Raw genomic sequence first — 19,542 nt, forward strand, 5'->3', positions numbered from 1 at the left:
CGGCGGTGACCCGGCCGCACCGGGGGGCCGGCTTGGCCGGTTCCCCAGTTGTGCCGTACCCGCACGGTGGCCTGGCGCGGCACGCCAACCTGCCGCCGGGTGAGCGGCTGCGGGTGCTGCTGGTGGAGGACGACGAGGGCGACGCCTTCCTGGTCGGTGAGCTGCTCGCCGAGACGAACTCGATGATCGACTTGCTGGTCGCCACCAGCCTCCGAGAGGCGCGGCAGCGGATCGGCGGCGTCGACTGCGTCCTGCTCGACCTGGGCCTGCCCGACGCGCAGGGGCTGGACGGGCTGCGCCAGGTGCTGGAGATGTCCAGCGGCGCCGCGGTCTGCGTGCTGACCGGCCGCACCGACGAGCACCTGGGCGTTGTGGCGGTCGCCGAGGGTGCCCAGGACTACCTGGTCAAGGGCCAGGTCGACGGGGTGCTGCTGACCCGGGCGCTGCGCTACGCCGTGGAGCGTAAGCGCGCCGACGAGAACGCCCGCCGGTTGCGCGAGGTCGAGCTGCGCCAGGCCGAGTCGGCCCGACTCGAACGCGGCCTGCTGCCCCAACCGCTGATGACAACCGATCAGGTGGCGGTGCACACCTTCTATCGGCCCGGCCGGCACGCCGCGTTGATCGGCGGCGACTTCTTCGACGTGGTGCAGACCCATCCGGACCGCCTCGACCTGATCGTCGGCGACGTCTGTGGGCACGGGGTGGACGAGGCCGCGCTCGGGGTCGAGCTGCGGGTGGCCTGGCGGGCCCTGGTGCTCGCCCGCGTGCCGGACGACGAGGTGCTGCCCGCCCTGGAACAGGTGCTGATGAGTGAGCGCCGGCTCCAGGAGATCTTCGCGACGGTGGCCACCGTCAGACTCCACCTGGACGCCAACCGGGCCACCGTCCGTCTGGCCGGGCACCCGCCACCGCTGCTGCTCTCCGGCGGCCGGGTCGCCCCGGTGCCCGCGCCCGGCGGCCTGCTGCTCGGCGTACGTCCTCGCCGGCCGATCGCCTACGACCTGGAGTTCGACACCGATGACTGGTCCCTGTTGATGTACACCGACGGCCTGATCGAGGGGCGGGTGGGTGCCGGCAACGAACGGCTCGACGTGCCGGGCCTCAGTGGGTTGCTGGACGAGCCGGCCAACCGTTCGGTGTCGCTGCCCGAGCTGCCGGCCTGGCTGGTCGGGCGGGCCGAGCGGCTCAACGGTGGCCCGCTCGCCGACGACGTGGCCATGCTGCTGGTCAGCCGGGGCGGTGGCCGGTGAAGCCCGTGGTCGGCGGCTGGAGTCTGCGCCGCCGGGTGATCACCCTGCTCACCGTCGTGGGTGTGCTGCTGATCGGCCTGGCCGCCGCCGAGGCGGCGATGGCCGCCCGTAACCGCACCCAGATCGACGCCGTGCTGAACGAGACCGGTCCGTTGCGGGTGCAGTCCCAGGAACTGCTCAACGCGCTGCTCGACCAGGAGACGGCGATCCGCGGGTACGCGGTCAGCGGCGACCCGGACGACCTGACCCCCTACCGGGAGGGGCTCGCCCAGGAGAAGAGCGTCACCGCCTCGATGCGGACGCTGCTCGACAACTATCCGCAGATCAGCCAGGAGTTGCAGACCGTCGAGGAACGCGTCACGCGGTGGCGGCAGTCGGTCGCGGAGCCGGTGATCACCACCACCGAGCAGAGCGGCACCCGCGCCGGCCAGGCGTTGGTCACCGAAGCGGCCCGGCAACAGTTCGACGAGGTGCGCTCGGCGGTGAACGACCTCCAGGGGGAGGTCCTGGCCGCCCGGGAGCAGACAGCCCACGATGTGCGTACCAGCAGCAACGTACTGGTCGTCCTGCTGATCGTCGCCGCGCTGGTGGTGGTCGTCGCCGGTGCGGTGCTGCTGCTCTCGCTGGACCGGATGGTCATCCGTCCCCTGACCGGCCTTGCCACCCAGGTTCGCGAGGTCGCCGAGGGCGACTACCAGCACGGCATCGCCACCGTCGGCCCGCCGGAGTTCATCCAGCTCGGCGAGGACGTGGACGCGATGCGGCAGAAGATCGCCGCCGACCTGGCCGAGGTCCGGGCCGCCCGCGAGCGCATCGAGTGGGTCAACAACCAACTCCAGAAGCAGGCCGAGGAGCTGACCCGGTCCAACCGTGACCTGGAGCAGTTCGCGTACGTGGCCTCGCACGACCTGCAGGAGCCGCTGCGCAAGGTCGCCAGCTTCTGCCAGCTGCTTCAGCGCCGTTACGCCGGCCAGCTCGACGAGCGCGCCGACCAGTACATCGCCTTCGCGGTGGACGGCGCGCAACGGATGCAGCGCCTGATCAACGACCTGCTCGCGTTCTCCCGGATCGGGCGGCTCACCACCGGCTTCGTCGAGGTCGACCTCAACAAGGTGATGGGCGACGTGGCCGGCCAGACCGAGGCCGCCCGGCAGTACGCGGACGCCGAGCTGACCTGGGCCGACCTGCCGGTGATCTTGGGTGAGGAACCGCTGCTCACCAACCTGCTGGCCAATCTGGTCAGCAACTCGATCAAGTTCCGCCGTCCGGACGTACCGTCGAAGGTGCACGTCTCGGCCCGGTTGGTGGGCGCCGAGTGGGAGATCACCTGCCAGGACAACGGCATCGGGATCGAACCGGAGTTCGCCGACAAGATCTTCGTGATCTTCCAGCGGCTGCACTCGAAGGACGCGTACCCGGGCACCGGCATCGGGTTGGCTATCGTCAAGAAGATCGTCGAGTACCACGGCGGTCGCGTCTGGGTGGACACCGACGTGCCGGAGGGCACCGCGATCCGGTTCACCCTGCCGGCGCTTCCGGAGGACGTGGAGGCAGCTGCCGCTGCCGATTCCGCGGCGGAGCCGAACGCCCTGACCGCAGGCGACACGACGCCCTCGACCGAGGCTCCGGCTGCGCTGACGGAGCAGGCCGACGGGCCGGACCAACCGGACCGGGCCGACGACACGCTGGAAAGCGGTAGAACGGGTGACATGAGGGAGACGGTGGGATGACCGCGCCGGCGGATGGCAAGAGCCCGATCGAGGTCCTGCTCGTGGAGGACGACCCGGGTGACGTGCTGATGACCCAGGAGGCGTTCGAGGAACACAAGCTGCGCAACCGGCTGACCGTCGTCTCCGACGGGGCCGAGGCGCTCGCCTACCTGCGACGGGAGGGTCAGTACGCCGACGCGGTGGCGCCCGACCTGATCCTGCTCGACCTCAACCTGCCCCGGCGTGACGGCCGGGAGGTGCTGGAAGAGATCAAGAAGGACCAGGACCTGCGCCGGATCCCGGTGGTGGTGCTCACCACCTCGCAGGCCGACGAGGACATTCTGCGCAGCTACCAGCTGCACGCCAACGCCTACGTGACCAAGCCGGTGGACTTCGAGCGCTTCATCTCGGTGGTCCGCCAGATCGACGAGTTCTTCGTCAGCGTGGTCAAGCTGCCGCCACGTGGCTGACACCCTGCTGGACGACGTTGGCGACCTGCTCTGGGAGGCCGCCGAGCAGGTCGTGCTGCCACTGTTCCGCAAGCTCGACGACGATGACGTGTCGGAGAAGGCGCCCGGCGAGGTGGTCACCGTCGCCGACCGCCGGGCCGAGGAGCTGCTCTCGGCGGGTTTGCGCCGGCTGCGGCCGGGCTCGATGGTGGTCGGCGAGGAGGGTGTCGCCGACGACCCAGGGTTGCTGCGGCACCTACGCGACGGCGGGGACGTCTGGCTGGTCGACCCGGTCGACGGCACCGCCAACTTCGCCGCGGGTCGCCGGCCGTTCGCCCTGATGGTGGCGCTGCTGCGCGAGGGGCGGCCGACCGCCGGCTGGATCCTCGACCCGCTCGCCGACACCCTCGCCGCCGGCTCGGTGGACGAGGGCACCCTGCTCAACGGTCGGCCGGTGGACGGGCCCGGCCTGGTGCCGCCGCTCGGCGAGTTGCGCGGCGCGGCGATGACCCGGTTCCTGCCGCCGGAAACCCGCGACCGGGTCCGCGCGGGCGGTCGGCGGCTCGGTGAGCTGCTGCCCGGCCAGCACTGCGCCGGCCGGGAGTACCTGGACATCCTCACCGGCGAGCAGCAGTTCGCCCTGTTCTGGCGCACCCTGCCGTGGGACCACGCCCCGGGCACCCTGCTGGTCCGTGCCGCCGGGGGCGTCGCCCGCCGGTTCGACGGCGTCGACTACCACCCCGCCGACGACGGCCGCGGTCTGCTCGTCGCGGCCAACGAGCAGGTCTGGGCCGAGGTGCACGACGCACTGCTCAGCACCTGATCCGCGCGCTGCGCAACCGCGTTGGGACGCTCCGTCGACATCGAGACGGCCCGGGGGTCGGGGGGCTGGTCACCGGCCCACAGTCCGGTATCGTGACCGGCGGTCTCCCGCCAGCAGGCCGCCGACCGGCGCCGCCGTGCAGTGTTCAATGGGGGGCCGGCGGTCGACGGAAGGACGCTTTCGTGCCCAGGACCAGGCTCAGCCCGCGGCTCGGTCGCCGCGCTCTGCTCGCCCTGCTCGCCGCCGCCGCGCTGGTGCTCGGCGGTGCCGCCGTGCCCGCGTACGCGGAGCCCGGCGAGGGGGGCAGCAAGAAGCTGCAGGACGCGCTGGAGCTGACCGCCAAGGGCCACATCGAGGCCAAGGCGAAACTGGACAACTCCAAGCGTCGGCAGACGGCGCTGACCGGTGAGCTGACGTCACTGGAGGGTCGGCTGGTCGGGCTGAGCAGCCAGGTGGGCGAGGTGGCCGCCCAGTCGTACCGCGTTGGTCGGCTGAGCGCGGTGTCGATGCTGCTCAACACCGCCACGCCGGAGGCGTTCCTGCAACGCGCGGGCGACCTGGACCTGATGGCCCAGCGGGACAGCAAGCGGCTGCGTGATCTCACCGCAGCCCGGCAGCAGGCGCAGCAGGCCAAGGTCGCCATCGACGCCGAGGTCCGCGAACAGCAGAAGCAACTCGCCGTGATGGCGAAGAAGAAGAAAGAGGCCGAGGAGGCGCTCGCCGAGGTCAGCTCCGGCAGCAGCAACGGTTTCAGCGGTGGCAACTCCGCCTCGGCGAAGCCGGCCCCACGTAACTCCGACGGGTCCTGGCCGTCGGAATCCTGCTCGGTGAAGGACCCGACCACCTCCGGGTGCATCACTCCCCGCACCCTCAACGCGCTCAAGCAGACCCAGGCGGCCGGCTACAAGCGGCACGTCTCCTGTAAGCGCAGCGGCGGCGGTGGCGAGCACCCGAAGGGACGGGCCTGCGACTTCTCCGCCGCCACGAACGGCTTCGAGGACAAGAACGCGACCGGCGGCGACAAGGCGTACGGGGACAGCCTGGCCGCCTGGCACGTGCGCAACGCCGACCGGCTGGGCGTGCTCTACGTGATCTGGTATCGGCAGATCTGGCATCCCGGCACCGGTTGGCGCTCGTACAGTGGAAGCGGCAGTCCGGCGGCGTCCCACACGAACCATGTTCATCTCTCGATGTACTGACCCGAAGCACCAGCTTCGCTGCGTACCATCGCGACGATGAGTTCCCCACCGTCCGACGTAGCGGCCCCGCTGGCTTCCCCGGCCCCGCCCGTGCCGGTCACCGGCCGGGCGCTGCCCAACGGCCTGGCCGCCTTCCTGGTCTTCTTCTCCAGCGGTGCCGTGCTGGTGCTGGAGACCGTCGCGCTGCGCCTGGTCGGCCCGTACGTCGGGGTGACCCTCCAGGTGACCAGTTCGGTGATCGGCATCGCGCTGGCCGCGATCGCGTACGGGGCGTGGTCCGGCGGCTGGCTGGCCGACCGGCGCAACCCGCGGGGCCTGCTGGCGCCCGCGCTGCTGCTGGCCGGCATCGCCACCGCTGTCACCCTGCCCGTCGTCCGCTACGCCGGTGAGGTGCTGCGCGGTGGTGCGGCCAGCGGCATCCTGCTGCTGGTGGCGCTGGCGGTGTTCGTGCCGGCCGCGCTGTTGGCCGCGGTCACCCCGTTGGTCGTGAAACTTCAGCTCGCCGACCTGCGCCGCACCGGACAGGTGGTCGGTCGGCTCTCCGGGATCGGCACCCTGGGCGGCATCACCGCAACCCTGCTCACCGGGTTCGTGCTGGTCGCCGCCCTGCGCAGCACCGTCATCCTGCTGGCCCTGGCGCTCGCGCTCGGGCTGGTCGGTATCGGTCTCGGCTGGTACCTGCGCCGGCAGGAGCCCACCGAGCTGCCCGGTCCGGCCCGGGCCCGAGCCGCGCTGGCCGTGCTCGGCCTGGTCGGGGCGGGGCTGACCACCGTGGCACCCAACCCGTGCGACATCGAGACGGCGTACCACTGCGCCCGGGTCACCTCGGACCCCTCCCGGCCCAGCGGCCGTACGCTGCTGCTCAACTCCGCCCAGCACTCGTACGTGGACCTCGCCGACCCCAAGCACCTGGAGTACGCGTACACGAAGTGGATCGGCGCGGTCGCCGACGTCGCCGCGCCGGCCGGTCAGCGCCTGGACGCGCTGCACCTGGGCGGCGGCGGGTTCACCGTGCCGCGCTACCTGACCGCCACCCGACCGGGCACCGACAATCTGGTGTTCGAGATCGACGGTGGGCTGGTCGAGCTGGGCGAGCAGGAGCTGGGCGTACGGCCGGGGCCGGAGCTGCGGGCGGTGGTGGGTGACGCCCGGATGCTTGTGGCCGGCGAGCCGGCCGACAGCCGTGACCTGGTGGTCGGCGATGCGTTCGGGCACCTGGTGGTGCCGTGGCACCTGGCCACCCGGGAGATGGCCGCCGACGTCCGGCGGGTGACCCGCCCCGGCGGGGTGTACGTGCAGAACGTCATCGACTACCCGCCGTTGCGGTTCATCCGCGCCGAGCTGGCCACGGTGGCCGCCGAGTTCCGGCACGTCGCGTTGATCGCGCCCCCGGAGGCGCTCGCCGAGGAGCAGGGCTCCAACTTCCTCATCGTCGGCTCCGACGCGCCGCTGCCGCTGGAGGCCGTACGCGCCCGGCTGGCCGAGGTGGACCCGAAGGTCAGCCTGATCGCCGGCGCGGCGCTGACGGACTTCGTCGGCGGGGCGATGGTGTTGACCGACGACTACGCCCCGGTGGACCAACTGCTGGCCACTGCCTGATCGGGTGACAATCCTGACCGATTCCGATACCCCAGGTGTAGGCGGGCAGTTCCTGGGCAACATCGCTCACCATGGGTGGTGGGGATCGAAACGGCGCGCAGTTGCTCGATGAGCGGTACCGGCTGATCGAGCAACTCGGCGCTGGCGGAATGTCGGTGGTCTGGCGTGGCTACGACGAGGTGCTCGGCCGCCAGGTCGCGGTGAAGGTGCTGGCCTCCCGGCTCGCCAGCGACCGGGCCTTCCGCCACCGCATCCGGATCGAGGCGCAGGCCGCCGCGCGGCTCTGCCACCCCAACATCACCAACGTGTACGACTACGGCGAGTCCGAGCAGGTTGGCCTCACCGTGCCGTACGTGGTGATGGAGCTGGTCGACGGCGCTTCGCTGGCCCACCGGTTGGGCCGGGAGAGCCGGCTGCCGTGGCGGGACGCGGTGACCATCGGCGCGGAGGTCAGCTCGGCGCTGGCCACCGCGCACGCCCGAGGTGTGGTGCACCGCGATGTCACCCCGGGCAACGTCATGCTCACCTCGACCGGGGTCAAGGTGGTCGACTTCGGCATCTCCGCGCTCGTGGGGGAGAGCGAGAAGGGGCCGGACGGCGCACTGTTGGGCACTCCCGCGTACCTTGCTCCGGAACGGCTGGACAACGGCCAGGTCTCCCCGGCCACCGACGTGTACGCCGTGGGGCTGTTGCTCTACCGGATGCTCACCGGCCGACTGCCGTGGCAGGCCAGCACGACGACCCAGATGCTGCGCGCCCACATGTACAACGACCCGGAGCCGATGCCCAGCGTCCCGGGGCTGCCCGACGGGGTGGCCGAACTGGTCGCACGCTGCCTGGCCAAGCGGCCCGCCGACCGGCCGGCCACCGCCGAGCTGACCCGGACGCTCGCCGACGCGGCCGGCATGCTGGCCGCGGTGCCGGTCTCTCCGGCCGCCGGGCCGCTGGACGAGGCCCTGCTCGGCAGTGTGGGTACCACGATCCTGCCCTGGTCGGCGGCGACCGACGCGTTGCCGTTGTCGCGGACCCGCAACCGGGACCGTCGGACGCAGCAGCGGGTGACCCGGCGTCGACGGGTGGAGGCCGGAGTGGCCGCCGTCGGTCTGATCGCGGTCACCGGGGCGATGTGGGGGTTCACCTCGCGCAGCCCGGCCAGCGGCGGGGACCGGCCGACGACCGAGGCGCGGATGGGTCTGCCGGCGGCCGCACCCTGCGAGGTGGCGTACGCGCTGCGCACCGACTCCGGCAGCGAGTTCGCCGCCGAGCTGACCCTGACCAACACCGGGGGCCGTGAGCTGCGGGACTGGACGATGAGCTTCAGCTTCCCCGGAGAGCAGAAGGTGACGAAGGCGGAGCCCGCGCCGGTGCACCAGCAGGGGAGCACGGTGCTGGTCCGGCCGACGGCCCAGCGCACCACGCTGGCCCCCGGTGCGGCCGAGAAGGTGACCCTCACGGGGCGGTACAGCGGGGCGAACCCGTTGCCTGTCGAGTTCCGGCTCGGCGAGGCGACCTGTGGGGTCCGGGTGTCCGGGGTCGCCGGCAGCGCACCGTCCACGGCCCCGCCGAGCAAGGCCGCCACGACGAAGGCCCCGCCCAAGCCCGCCACGCCGAAGGCCCCGACGGTGCGGAGCGGCTCCGGTTCGGGCGGCGGTGCCACGAAGGCCAAGCCGCCGAAGGCGCCGAAGGGCCCCGAGAAGCCCAAGGCCGCGGGTGGTGGTTCGGGAAAAGCGGAAAGGTGACCAAGGGGCCGGGTGGTCACCGGAAGAAGTAAGCAGGCCACACCGTGTCGCCGACGCGCGCATTAGGTCATTGCAGACCCGCGAATCGCTGCACCTGGTCGATCCGGCCCTCGACGATGACCACCCCGCCCCGGGGAAGTGCGATGTCGTCGGACGCGTACTGGAAGCGTTCGCCCGGCAGCTTGGCACCGACCACGCGGACCCCGTAGCGCTCCTCCGGTCGCAGGTCGAGCAGGGTGCGCCCGACCAGGGACTCCGGCACCCGCACGGTGGCGATGGCGAAGTCTTCGTCGAACTCGATGAAGTCGAGCAACCGACTCACGATCAGGTGCGCGACCCGGTCCCCGGTCTCCGCCTCCGGGAAGATCACGTGGTGCGCGCCCACCGACGCCAGGATCTTGGCGTGCTTCTGCGAGGTGGCCCGCGCCCAGATCTGGGGCACACCCAGCTCGACCAGCGCCAACACGGTGAGCACACTCGCCTCCACCGAGGCCCCGATGGCCACCACCGCCCGCCCGAAACTGGTGATGCCCAGCTGCCGCAGCGCCCCCTCCTCGGTCGCGTCGGCCTGGACCACCCGGTCGAGCTGCGCCGACCAGCGCTGCACCTTCGCCGGGCTGCGGTCGATGGCCAACACCTCGCGGTTCATCCGGGTAAGCGACCCCGCCAGGTGACAACCGAATCGACCCAGCCCAATCACCACGACGCCGCCGCTGTCCGCCCGTCTAGCCGACACCTCGGCCCTCCCTGCTTCCAAGGGCTCGTTCCCGACCTGCGGGCCGGCCGACACGTCGGAAACACGCCCTAGCCGACAATGGGTTGCTCCTGGGGATAGCGGTAGAGCCGGCGTCGAGTGTTCAGGGCAATCGCCGACCCCAGGGTGAGCGTCCCGACCCGGCCGATGAACATCAGCACCGTCAGCGCCAGTTGGCCGCCGGCCGGCAGTTCGGCGGCAAGACCGGTGGTCAGCCCGGTGGTGCTGAACGCCGAGGTGATCTCGAACAGGGCCGCCACGAAGCGGACGCCCTCGGTGAGCAGCAGCAACAACATGGTTCCGGCCGTCACCAGTGCGACGCTGAGCAGCGCCACGGTGATCGCCTGCCGCTGGCTCGCGGTGGCCACCCGCCGGTGCCCGACCGTCACGTCTGGCTCACCCCGCAACTCCGCCCAGATGGTGAACGCCAGCAGGAAGAACGTGGAGACCTTGATGCCACCGGCCGTGCTGGCACTGCCGCCGCCGATGAACATCAACACGATCAGCAGGGGGTAGCTCTCCTCCTGGAGGGCGGTGATGTCCAGGACGCTGAACCCGCCGGTGCGGCTCAGCGCGATCTGGGTGAACGACGCGAGGATCTTGCCCGGTACGTCGTACTGGCCGATCGTGCCCGCGTTGGTCCACTCGGCGGTGAGCAGGCCAGCGAAGCCGACCAGCAGCAGCACCACGCTGCCCCAGATGGTCAACTTCGTCGCCACCGCCCAGTGCGCCGGCTGACGCCACTCCCGGACCGCCTCGAACAACGCGGGAAACCCGAGACCGCCGATGATCGCGCCGAACGCCAGCGGCAGCGACACCCACGGGTCACGACTGAAGGCCAGCAGGCCGTCGGTGTAGAGCGCGAAGCCACCGTTGTTGAACGCCTGCACGGCGTGGAACACGCCCGACCAGAGGGCCTGCCCGAAGGGATAGTCGTAGGTCAGCCAGAGCCGACCGGCGACCAGCACGGTCATCACCGCCTCGCAGGCGAAGACGGTCAGCGCGATCCGGCGGAGCAACCGGCCGACGTCACCGATGCCGAACTCCGCCGTCTCGGCCTGCACCAGCAACCGGTTGCGCAGCCCGAGCTGACTGGAGACCACCAGGATGACCAACGCCGCGACGGTGAGGATGCCGAGGCCGCCGAGCTGGGTGAGCAGGGTGATCACCAACAGTCCCCCGCTGGACCAGTAGTTCGGCGTGTCGGTGATGGCCATGCCGGTGACCGACACGGCCGAGGTGGCGGTGAAGAGCGCGGTGACCAGGGGCGGGCGCTGGTGTTCGACTGTCGCCCAGCGCGTCATGAGCAACCCGGTACCGAGCAGGATCGGCACCAGGAACGCGAACGGCACCAGCCGCACGGGATTGCGGAAAAACCGGCGCACCAGACAATCTTCCTGTCCGCCCGCGGCTCCGGAGTGGGAACGGGCATTCCGGAGATTCATCTGCCGGCCAGCCATCGACCAACTCCTGGCAAATCGCGGGCGGTCTGCTTACCCGGACCAATCGATGACAGGAGACGGCGTTGCGACGTACCCTCTCGACCCTCGGCGTGGCCGGCGCTCTGCTCGCCGCCGCCGTGGCCCTGCCAACCACGGCCGTGGCCGAGCCGGCCGCGAACGCGAACCGCTCCCAGGCCAACGACCGACCACTCGTGATCGGTCACCGTGGCGCCAGCGGTTACCGGCCGGAGCACACGCTGGAGGCGTACCGGTTGGCGATCCGGATGGGTGCCGACTACATCGAGCCGGACCTGGTCTCGACCTCCGACGGCGTGCTGGTGGCCCGGCACGAGAACGAGATCTCCGGCACCACCGACGTGTCGACCCGCCCGGAGTTCGCGGCCCGCAAGACGACGAAGACCATCGACGGCGTCGCGGTGACCGGTTGGTTCACCGAGGACTTCACCCTCGCCGAGCTGAAGACGCTGCGGGCCAAGGAGCGGCTGCCGCAGGTACGCGTGGCGAACACCGCCTTCGACGGCCGCTTCGAGGTGCCCACCCTCCAGGAAGTCATCGACCTGGCCCGGACCGAGGGGCGGGCACGGGGCCGCACCATCGGCATCTACCCGGAGACCAAGCACCCGAGCTACTTCGCCTCGATCAAGCTGCCGTTGGAGGAGCCGCTGCTCCGGGTGCTGCGGCAGAACAAGTTGGACCGGAAGAACTCGCCGGTCTTCATCCAGTCGTTCGAGACGGCGAACCTGCGTCGCCTGAGCCGGCTGACCGACGTGAAGCTGGTCCAACTGCTCGACGCGACCGGCCGCCCCTACGACTTCACCGTCGTCGGTGACGCCCGCACCTACCAGGACCTGGCCACGCCGGCCGGGCTGAAGTGGATCGCCGGGTACGCCGACGGCATCGGCGCGAACAAGAACCTGATCGTCCCCCGGAACGCCGCCGGCGCCCTGCTCGCCCCGACCAGCGTGGTGCGTGACGCGCACCGGGAGCACCTGCTCGTGCACTCCTGGACGTTCCGCGCCGAGAACCAGTTCCTCCCGGTGGACTTCCGGATCGGCACCGACCCGAACGCGCGCGGCGACATCACCGCCGAGTACGAGCTCTTCCTCGGCCTGGGCCTCGACGGTGTCTTCAGCGACCACCCGGACACCGCCGTCGCCGCCCTCGCCGGCCGCTGACCCAAACCCCGGCCCGGAGCTGATCCGCTCCGCGCCGATCACCGGGCCGACCACGCCCGGCACACACGCTGGCCCGTCGTCCGCCACCCGGACGACGGGCCAGCGGCACGCCGGGGCGGATCCGCCGCAAGATCGCACTCGATCCAGGAAGTAGTGGTGTCCAGGCCGCCCGACGCGACTACATCCAGGATCGAGCACGATCTTGAGTGGGTGGCCCTTACCGAACCGGGCGAATGGCGCGGGGCGACACACGGCTCGGGTGGTCCGTGGGGGTTCGGGCCATCGAGGGCGTGGGCTCCCGCCTGGTAGTGCGGCCCGTTGTAACCTCCGGCCACCTCAATCCTGTTACTTGTGTGTTTCCGCCACATAGCTCGTGGGTGACGTCACTTCTAGCGTGAGCCGTCACGAAGAAGTTCTCTCCCTCTGAGTCCTCATGTGGAGTCGCAATGACGGTCCGGACGACGCGGCGGGCGTTCCTCTCCGCCGCCACGATGATGGCCGCGGCGCTGGCCGCCACGGCCTGTGGCAGCCCGCAGGACACCGCCACCGGCGGCGGCGACAGCGCCGCGCCGGTCAAGGTCGGCCTGGTGTACTCCCAGTCGGGAGCCCTGGCCAGCTACGGAAAGCAGTACATCGAGGGGTTCAAGGCGGGGCTGGACTTCGCCACCAAGGGCACCGGCAAGGTCGGTGACCGGAAGATCGAGCTGACCGAGGTCGACGACGCGGGCGATCCGGCCAAGGCGGTCTCCGCGGCGAAGGACCTGATCGGCAAGGGCACGAAGATCATCGCCGGCTCCACCGCCTCCGGTGTGGCGCTCCAGGTCGCGCCGATCGCGGCGCAGAACAAGGTCCTGTTCATCTCCGGTCCGGCCGCCACGGACGCGGTGACCGGCGCGAACAAGTACACCTTCCGCTCCGGTCGGCAGTCCTACCAGGATGTGGTGACCGCCAAGTCGTTCATCGGCGACCCGACCGGCAAGAAGGTAGTGGTCTTCGCCCAGGACGGCGCGTTCGGCGACGCCAACGAGGCGGCCGTCAAGGCCGTCATCGGCACCGCTGGCGCGACCGTGAGCAGTGTCCGGGCCCCGGCCAGCGCCACCGAGTTCACTCCGTTCGCCAGCCAGATCAAGGCCGCCAAGCCGGACCTGCTCTTCGTGGCGTGGGCGGGCACGACCGCCCCGGCCATGTGGCAGACCCTCGACCAGCAGGGCGTCCTCTCGTCCACCACTGTCGTCACCGGCCTGGACATCCGCGCCTCGTGGCCGACCTTCGGCGCTGCCGGCGCGAAGATCTCCTTCCTGTCGCACTACTTCGACGGTGCCAGCGACACCGAGGCCAGCAAGGCGCTGAAGGCCAAGGTCAACACCATCGACCTGTTCCACCCGGACGGCTTCGCCGCCGCGCAGATGGTGGTCCGTGCCGCGCAGGAGGGCGGGGACGACGTCGACAAGATGGTCACCGCGCTGGAGGGCTGGAGCTTCGACGGGGTCAAGGGCAAGATGACCATCCGGGCCGCCGACCACGCGCTGCTCCAGCCGATGTTCCAGGCCAAGCTGACCGGCAGCGGCACCGCGTTCACCGCGACCGCGCAGAAGAGCCTCACCGGTGACGAGACCGCGCCGCCGGCCGTGGCCATGAAGGGCTGACCATGCTCGCCACCCGTGGTCTGACCTGGCGGATCGGTGAGGTCGCCATCGTCGACAGCGTCTACCTCGATCTGGCGCCCGGGGAGTTCCTGGGCGTCATCGGGCCGAACGGCGCCGGTAAGACCTCACTGTTCAACCTGATCACCGGCCTGCGCCGGGCCACGGAGGGTCGGATCACCCTGGACGGGCAGGACATCGGGGAGCTTCCGCCGCACCGGCGGGCCCGCCTCGGTCTGGGCCGTACCTTCCAGGCGTCCTCGGTCTTCGGCTCGCTGAGCGTGCGGGAGAACGTCCGGCTCGCCGTGCAGGCGCACCGCGGGGGCTCGATGGCACTGTGGCGGCGGGCGGCGGCCGACCGGGAGGTCGCCGCCGCCGCCGACGCGGCGCTCGACCGGGTCGGCCTCGCCCACCGGGGTACGGCCCTCGCCGGCACCCTGGCCCACGGCGAGAAGCGCAAGCTGGAGATCGCCCTGCTGCTCGCCGGTGAACCGCGGGTGATGCTGCTGGACGAGCCGATGGCCGGGGTCAGCGCGGAGGACGTACCGGAGCTGGTCGCCGTCATCAAGTCGTTGACCGGCGACAGCGGCCGGGCGGTGCTGATGGTCGAACACCACATGGACGTCATCCTCGAACTGGCCGACCGCATCGCCGTCATGCACCACGGCGCGCTGCTGGCCTGCGACACCCCGGAGACGGTGATGGCCAACCCCACGGTGCAAGAGGCCTACCTGGGGGAGTCGCTCTAATGGAACCGATCCTCACTGTGGAGGAGCTGTCGGTCCGGATCTCCGGGTTGCACATCCTCCAGGGGGTGACCTTCACGGTCGCCCCGACCGGCGTGACCGTCCTGCTCGGTCGCAACGGCGTCGGCAAGACCACCACGCTGCGCGCGATCGTCGGCCTCACCCCGCCCGCCGGGGAGGTCCGCGGCACCATCCGGATGGGCGCTCAGAGTCTGCTGGCCCGGCCGACGCACCGGCTGGTCCGTGGCGGGCTCGGCTACGTACCCGAGGACCGCTGCGTGTTCGCCGGGCTCACCGTCGCCGAGAACCTGCGGCTCGCCGAGCGGCGCGGCACCAGCCCGGCGTACGACAAGGTCTTCGCGCTCTTTCCGGAGCTGGACCGGCGCGGACGGCAACGGGCCGGTTCGCTCTCCGGTGGGCAGCAGCAGATGCTGGCCATCGGTCGGGTGCTGCTCAACGACAACCGGCTGCTGCTCGTCGACGAGCCGACCAAGGGGTTGGCGCCGAAGGTGGTCACCGAGGTGGCCGAGGTGTTGGAACGGGTCGCGGAGTCGGTGCCGGTGCTGCTCGTCGAGCAGAACCTGGCCGTCGTACGCCGGCTGGCCCGTGACGCGGTCGTGCTGGCCGCCGGCAAGGTGGCGTGGACCGGCGACGCCCACGAGTTGCTGTTGGAGACCGCGTTGACGAAGTCGCTGCTGGGTGTGGGCTCGGCGGAGGTGAAGCACTGATGGGCACCGTGATCCTGTTGGCGCTGACCGGGCTCGGCCTGGCGGCGCTGTACTTCCTGGTCGCCTCCGGTCTGTCCCTCGTGTTCGGCCTGGCCGACGTGCTCAACTTCGCGCACGGGCTGTTCCTCGGTGTGGGCGCGTACGGCACCTGGTGGGCGGCGGGCAACCTGCCGGGCGCCGGGCCGGACGGGTTCGGTTTCGTGCTCGCGGTCGCCTTCGGGGTGGCCGCCGGCACGCTCGTGGCGATCCTGGTCGAGCTGGTGCTGATCCGCCCGCTGTACTCCCGCACCATCGAGCAGGTGCTTGTCACCGTCGGGCTGTCCCTGGCCGGGGTGGCGTTGCTCCAGGCCACCTGGGGTGCGGACGCGCGGCCGTTCCCGCGTCCGGACTGGACCCGGCAGGTGACCGGGATCCTCGGCGCGCAGGTGCCCAACGGCGGCCTGCTGCTGATCATCGCGGCGGTGCTGGTGCTCGGCGCGATCCTGGCGTTCCTGCGCTGGACCCGGTACGGCCTGGTGATCCGGGCCGGGGTGGAGAACCGGGAGATGGTGACCGCGCTGGGCATCGACGTTCGCAAGGCGTTCACCCTGGTCTTCGCGATCGGTGGGGCGGCCGCCGCGCTCGCCGGCGCGCTCGGCGGGGTCTACTTCGGCACCGTCTCGCCCGGGCAGGGCGGCTCACTGCTGATCTTCGCGTTCATCGTGGTGGTGATCGGCGGGATGGGCTCGGTGGTCGGCTCCGCGTACGCGGCGGTCGTGGTCGGGTTGGTGCAGCAGTTCGTCAACTACTACGGCACGTCCGGGCTGGGCGACATCTGCGTGGTCGGACTGCTGGCCGTGGTGCTGCTGCTGCGCCCGCAGGGCATCGCCGGAAAGGTGGCAACGGCATGACGGTGATCGACGCGCCTCGCGCGCAGGTACCCGACGAACTGAGTCCGCAGCGGGGGCGATGGCACCGGGTCCGCCCGTTCCTGCCGCTGGTCGCGCTTGTCGTGCTGGCGATCCTGCCGTACTCGACGATCTCCCTGCCGGGGATCTTCGAGGGGCCCGTCAACTCACCCGGCACCCTGCAACTGCTCGCCATCTGCCTGATCTTCGGCGGGTTGGCGGCCGGGTACGACCTGCTCTTCGGCCGGACCGGGATGCTCTCCTTCGGGCACGCGCTGTACTTCGCCGCCGGCGTCTACGGCACCGACATCCTGGTCACCCGGGCCGGTCTGCCGCTGTGGCAGGCGGCGCTGCTGACCATCACCGGCGGCACCATCCTCGCGGCGCTGCTCGGCGCGGTGGCGCTGCGGACGGTGGGCATCGCGTTCGCCATGGTCACGTTGGCCTTCGCCCAGGTGGGCGCGATCCTGGTGGCCCGGGACTTCGGCGGGCTGACCGGCGGCGAGGAGGGCCTGCCACTGGACGTGTCGGGGCTGCCCGCCGGGCTGGTGGGGGTGACCAACACGGTCAACCTGTACTGGTTGGCGCTGGCGTACCTGACCCTGGTGGTCTTCGTGGTGCACCGGGTGAGCGGGTCACCGACCGGTCGGGTGCTCGCCGGGCTGCGCGACGACGAGCGGCGGATCGGCGTGCTCGGGTTGGACCCGTACCGCTACAAGCTGGTGGCGTTCACCCTGGCCGGCGGCTTGGCGTCGGCGGGCGGGGTGGTCTACGTCCTGATCGTCGGCGGCGCGTCGCCGCACATCACGTCCTCCGAGCTGACCCTGTCGCTGCTGGTCATGGTGGTGCTCGGCGGGCCGGGCACCCGGTGGGGTCCGGTGCTCGGCGGCGTCCTCTACATGTACCTGGACCACCGGCTCACCGCCTTCGGCACGAGCGACGCCGTGGACAACCTGCCGGCCGTCCTCAGCCGCCCGCTGAGCCAGCCGCTGTTCGTGCTGGGCACGGTCTTCATCCTGGCCGTCTACTTCTTCCCCGGAGGCCTGACCAGCCTGGCCCCCCGCCTCTCCCACCTAACCCGCGCCCTCCGCCCCCGCCGATAACCCCGTTGATCAAGGGGTTTGCGTCAGAATCCGGCCGAATGATGACGCAAACCTCTTGATCAACAAAGGCTTGACGGACGGCGCTGGTAGAAATGCCGGGTGGAGACAGCAGAGCGGGCAGGGGTACGGGAGCGGGCTGAGGCGGTGCTGCGCCGGCTGGCCGGTGACCACGCCCGGCTGCGCGAGGATCAGTGGCGCGCCATCGAGGCACTTGTCGTCGACCGGCGACGGGTGCTCTGCGTCCAGCGGACGGGTTGGGGCAAGTCGGCGGTCTACTTCGTGGCCACCGCCCTGCTCCGGGACCGCGAGCAGGGCCACCAGGCCGGGCCGACAGTCATCGTCTCGCCGCTGCTGGCGTTGATGCGCAACCAGGTCGAGGCGGCCGCTCGGGCCGGCATCCGGGCCCGCACGATCAACTCGGCGAACCTCGACGAGTGGGACGAGATCACCGCCGAGATCCAGACCGGCGCGGTGGATGTGCTGCTGATCAGCCCGGAACGGCTCAACAACCCGGACTTCCGCGACGGCGTCCTGCCCAAGTTGGCCGCGACCACCGGCCTGCTGGTGGTCGACGAGGCGCACTGCGTCTCCGACTGGGGGCACGACTTCCGGCCAGACTACCGGCGGCTTCGGACGTTCCTCGCCGAGCTGCCCGAGCGCACCCCCGTGTTGGCGACCACCGCCACCGCCAACGCCCGGGTCACCCAGGACGTCGCCGAGCAGCTGGGTGACGCCCTCATCCTGCGCGGCACCCTGGACCGCGAGTCGCTGCGCCTCGGGGTGCTCGACCTGCCCAGCCCGGCGCACCGGCTGGCCTGGCTCGCCGACCACCTGGACCAGCTGCCCGGCTCGGGCATCGTCTACACGCTGACCGTGGCGGCAGCGGGGGAGACTGCCGAGTTCCTGCGCTCCCGGGGCTACCCGGTCGCCTCGTACAGCGGGCAGTCCGACGACGCCGACCGGCGGGCCGCCGAACAGGACCTGCTCGACAACAAGATCAAGGCGTTGGTCGCCACCAGCGCCCTCGGTATGGGCTTCGACAAGCCCGACCTGGGCTTCGTCGTCCACCTCGGCGCGCCGCCCTCGCCGATCGCGTACTACCAGCAGGTCGGCCGCGCCGGCCGCGCCGTCGAGCACGCCGAGGTGCTGCTGCTGCCCGGCGTCGAGGACGCCGCGATCTGGCGGTACTTCGCTTCGCTGGCGTTCCCACCGGAGCAGCAGGTCCGGGCCGTGCTGGCCGCCCTGCACACCGACCGTCCGCTCTCCACCCAGGCCCTCGAACCCCTCGTCGACCTTCGCCGGGCCCGGTTGGAGCTGATGCTCAAGGTGCTCGACGTGGACGGCGCGGTCCGCCGGGTGCGCGGTGGTTGGCTCGCCACCGGCGAGCCGTGGGTCTACGACGAGGCCCGGTTGCGCCGCGTCGCCGAGGCGCGCACCGTCGAGCAACAGGCCATGCGGGAGTACGCGACCACGTCCGACTGCCGGATGCGGTACCTACGGGAACGCCTGGACGACACCGGGGCGGTCGACTGCGGCCGGTGCGACAGGTGCGCCGACCCCCTCTTCGCCGCGGACGTGTCGACGGCCGCGCTCGCCGCCGCGCAGACCTTCCTGGGCCGACCCGGCGTGGAGATCGCGCCCAAGAAGCTCTGGCCGACCGGGCTCGACGCGGTGGGCGTACCCCTCAAGGGCCGGATCGCCCCCGCGGACCAGGCGCTGCCGGGCCGGGCCGTCGGGCGCCTCTCCGACCTGGGCTGGGGTGGCCGGCTGCGTGATCTCGTCGGCCCGGAGGCTCCGGACGCGCCGGTGCCCGACGACGTCGCCGGCGCCGTGGTGGAGGTGCTGAAGGCGTGGGCGCACGGCGACGACCCGTGGCCCCGCCGGCCGGTGGGGGTGGTCGCGGTCGGTTCCCGGCGGCGGCCCCGGCTGCTCGGCTCGCTCGCCGAGCGGATCGCCACCGTGGGCCGGCTGCCGCTGCTCGGCGAGGTCACGGCCGAAGGGTCGGGCGGGCCAGCCGGGCCACGCGGCAACAGCGCCCAACGGGTACGCGCACTGCACGACGCCTTCACCGTGCCGACCGACCTGGCCGACGCGCTGGCCGGGCTGGACGGCCCGGTGCTGCTCGTCGACGACCTGATCGACTCGGGCTGGACGATGACGCTTGTGGCCCGGGCCCTGCGCCGGGCCGGCGCGACCGACGTGCTCCCGCTCGCCCTCGCCGTTGCCGGCTGACCCCCTGCCGAGGTCGGTGGGAAGTTCCCGGGCGGCGTCGAGT

The 19,542-nt window shown here is 71.4% G+C and carries 16 protein-coding genes; 14 read left to right on the forward strand and 2 right to left on the reverse strand.

From position 1 onward, the window contains the following. The first annotated feature begins 50 nt into the window (after window positions 1–50). The 7 genes from ACFYL6_RS23910 to ACFYL6_RS23940 all read left to right on the forward strand — a co-directional run bounded on the left by ACFYL6_RS23910 (window position 51) and on the right by ACFYL6_RS23940 (window position 8,768). Window positions 51–1,250 carry a PP2C family protein-serine/threonine phosphatase gene (locus ACFYL6_RS23910; protein WP_387174342.1) on the forward strand — a complete coding sequence of 400 codons (1,200 nt, stop codon included), beginning with the start codon at window positions 51–53 and terminating at the stop codon, window positions 1,248–1,250. Beyond that, a complete protein-coding gene (locus tag ACFYL6_RS23915) occupies window positions 1,247–2,980 on the forward strand; it encodes an ATP-binding protein (RefSeq protein ID WP_387174344.1) in 1,734 nt (577 codons plus the stop codon). Before ACFYL6_RS23910 ends, ACFYL6_RS23915 begins: the two co-directional genes overlap by 4 nt. Then, on the forward strand, window positions 2,977–3,429 hold the full coding sequence (locus tag ACFYL6_RS23920; protein ID WP_030491688.1) for a response regulator: 453 nt from the start codon (window positions 2,977–2,979) through the stop codon (window positions 3,427–3,429). The genes ACFYL6_RS23915 and ACFYL6_RS23920 overlap by 4 nt, the downstream gene beginning before the upstream one ends. Continuing rightward, window positions 3,422–4,231, forward strand: a complete 810-nt coding sequence (locus tag ACFYL6_RS23925; RefSeq protein WP_387174346.1) for an inositol monophosphatase family protein — start codon at window positions 3,422–3,424, stop codon at window positions 4,229–4,231. Before ACFYL6_RS23920 ends, ACFYL6_RS23925 begins: the two co-directional genes overlap by 8 nt. Window positions 4,232–4,413: 182 nt before the next feature. Beyond that, window positions 4,414–5,430, forward strand: coding sequence for a coiled-coil domain-containing protein (locus ACFYL6_RS23930; protein WP_387174348.1), 1,017 nt, complete (start codon window positions 4,414–4,416; stop codon window positions 5,428–5,430). A 36-nt stretch (window positions 5,431–5,466) separates the two neighbouring features. Beyond that, a complete protein-coding gene (locus ACFYL6_RS23935; RefSeq protein ID WP_387174350.1) occupies window positions 5,467–7,029 on the forward strand; it encodes a fused MFS/spermidine synthase in 1,563 nt (520 codons plus the stop codon). Between the two features lie 71 nt (window positions 7,030–7,100). Further along, window positions 7,101–8,768, forward strand: coding sequence for a protein kinase (locus ACFYL6_RS23940; protein WP_387174352.1), 1,668 nt, complete (start codon window positions 7,101–7,103; stop codon window positions 8,766–8,768). Window positions 8,769–8,835: 67 nt separating this feature from the next. Here ACFYL6_RS23940 and ACFYL6_RS23945 read toward each other — a convergent pair whose 3' ends face one another. Both ACFYL6_RS23945 and ACFYL6_RS23950 read right to left on the reverse strand, forming a co-directional pair. Beyond that, window positions 8,836–9,504 (reverse strand): potassium channel family protein, encoded by a 669-nt coding sequence (locus ACFYL6_RS23945; protein WP_387174355.1) that lies wholly within the window; start codon window positions 9,502–9,504, stop codon window positions 8,836–8,838. A 68-nt stretch (window positions 9,505–9,572) separates the two neighbouring features. After that, window positions 9,573–10,907, reverse strand: a complete 1,335-nt coding sequence (locus tag ACFYL6_RS23950; RefSeq protein ID WP_387174358.1) for a TrkH family potassium uptake protein — start codon at window positions 10,905–10,907, stop codon at window positions 9,573–9,575. 140 nt (window positions 10,908–11,047) lie between these two features. On the opposite strand from ACFYL6_RS23950, the gene ACFYL6_RS23955 reads away from it, so the two are divergent. The 7 genes from ACFYL6_RS23955 to ACFYL6_RS23985 all read left to right on the forward strand — a co-directional run bounded on the left by ACFYL6_RS23955 (window position 11,048) and on the right by ACFYL6_RS23985 (window position 19,499). Next, window positions 11,048–12,160, forward strand: a complete 1,113-nt coding sequence (locus ACFYL6_RS23955; protein ID WP_387174360.1) for a glycerophosphodiester phosphodiesterase — start codon at window positions 11,048–11,050, stop codon at window positions 12,158–12,160. 446 nt (window positions 12,161–12,606) lie between these two features. Beyond that, window positions 12,607–13,806: a substrate-binding domain-containing protein gene (locus tag ACFYL6_RS23960; protein WP_387174363.1), complete on the forward strand. Its 1,200-nt coding sequence runs from the start codon at window positions 12,607–12,609 to the stop codon at window positions 13,804–13,806. 2 nt (window positions 13,807–13,808) lie between these two features. Further along, on the forward strand, window positions 13,809–14,552 hold the full coding sequence (locus ACFYL6_RS23965) for an ABC transporter ATP-binding protein (protein WP_238659585.1): 744 nt from the start codon (window positions 13,809–13,811) through the stop codon (window positions 14,550–14,552). Continuing rightward, the gene (locus tag ACFYL6_RS23970) at window positions 14,552–15,277 is read left to right on the forward strand and encodes an ABC transporter ATP-binding protein (protein ID WP_387174365.1); all 726 of its coding nucleotides are present in this window, start codon (window positions 14,552–14,554) and stop codon (window positions 15,275–15,277) included. Before ACFYL6_RS23965 ends, ACFYL6_RS23970 begins: the two co-directional genes overlap by 1 nt. Then, complete coding sequence (locus tag ACFYL6_RS23975) at window positions 15,277–16,167, forward strand: branched-chain amino acid ABC transporter permease (RefSeq protein ID WP_203150154.1); 891 nt, start codon at window positions 15,277–15,279, stop codon at window positions 16,165–16,167. Before ACFYL6_RS23970 ends, ACFYL6_RS23975 begins: the two co-directional genes overlap by 1 nt. Next, the gene (locus ACFYL6_RS23980) at window positions 16,164–17,267 is read left to right on the forward strand and encodes a branched-chain amino acid ABC transporter permease (RefSeq protein ID WP_387174367.1); all 1,104 of its coding nucleotides are present in this window, start codon (window positions 16,164–16,166) and stop codon (window positions 17,265–17,267) included. The genes ACFYL6_RS23975 and ACFYL6_RS23980 overlap by 4 nt, the downstream gene beginning before the upstream one ends. A gap of 99 nt (window positions 17,268–17,366) precedes the next feature. Continuing rightward, a complete protein-coding gene (locus ACFYL6_RS23985) occupies window positions 17,367–19,499 on the forward strand; it encodes a DEAD/DEAH box helicase (protein ID WP_387174369.1) in 2,133 nt (710 codons plus the stop codon). The last annotated feature ends 43 nt before the right edge of the window (window positions 19,500–19,542 follow it).

The organism is Micromonospora sp. NPDC007208 (assembly GCF_042869175.1).
GTDB lineage: Bacteria > Actinomycetota > Actinomycetes > Mycobacteriales > Micromonosporaceae > Micromonospora > Micromonospora foliorum.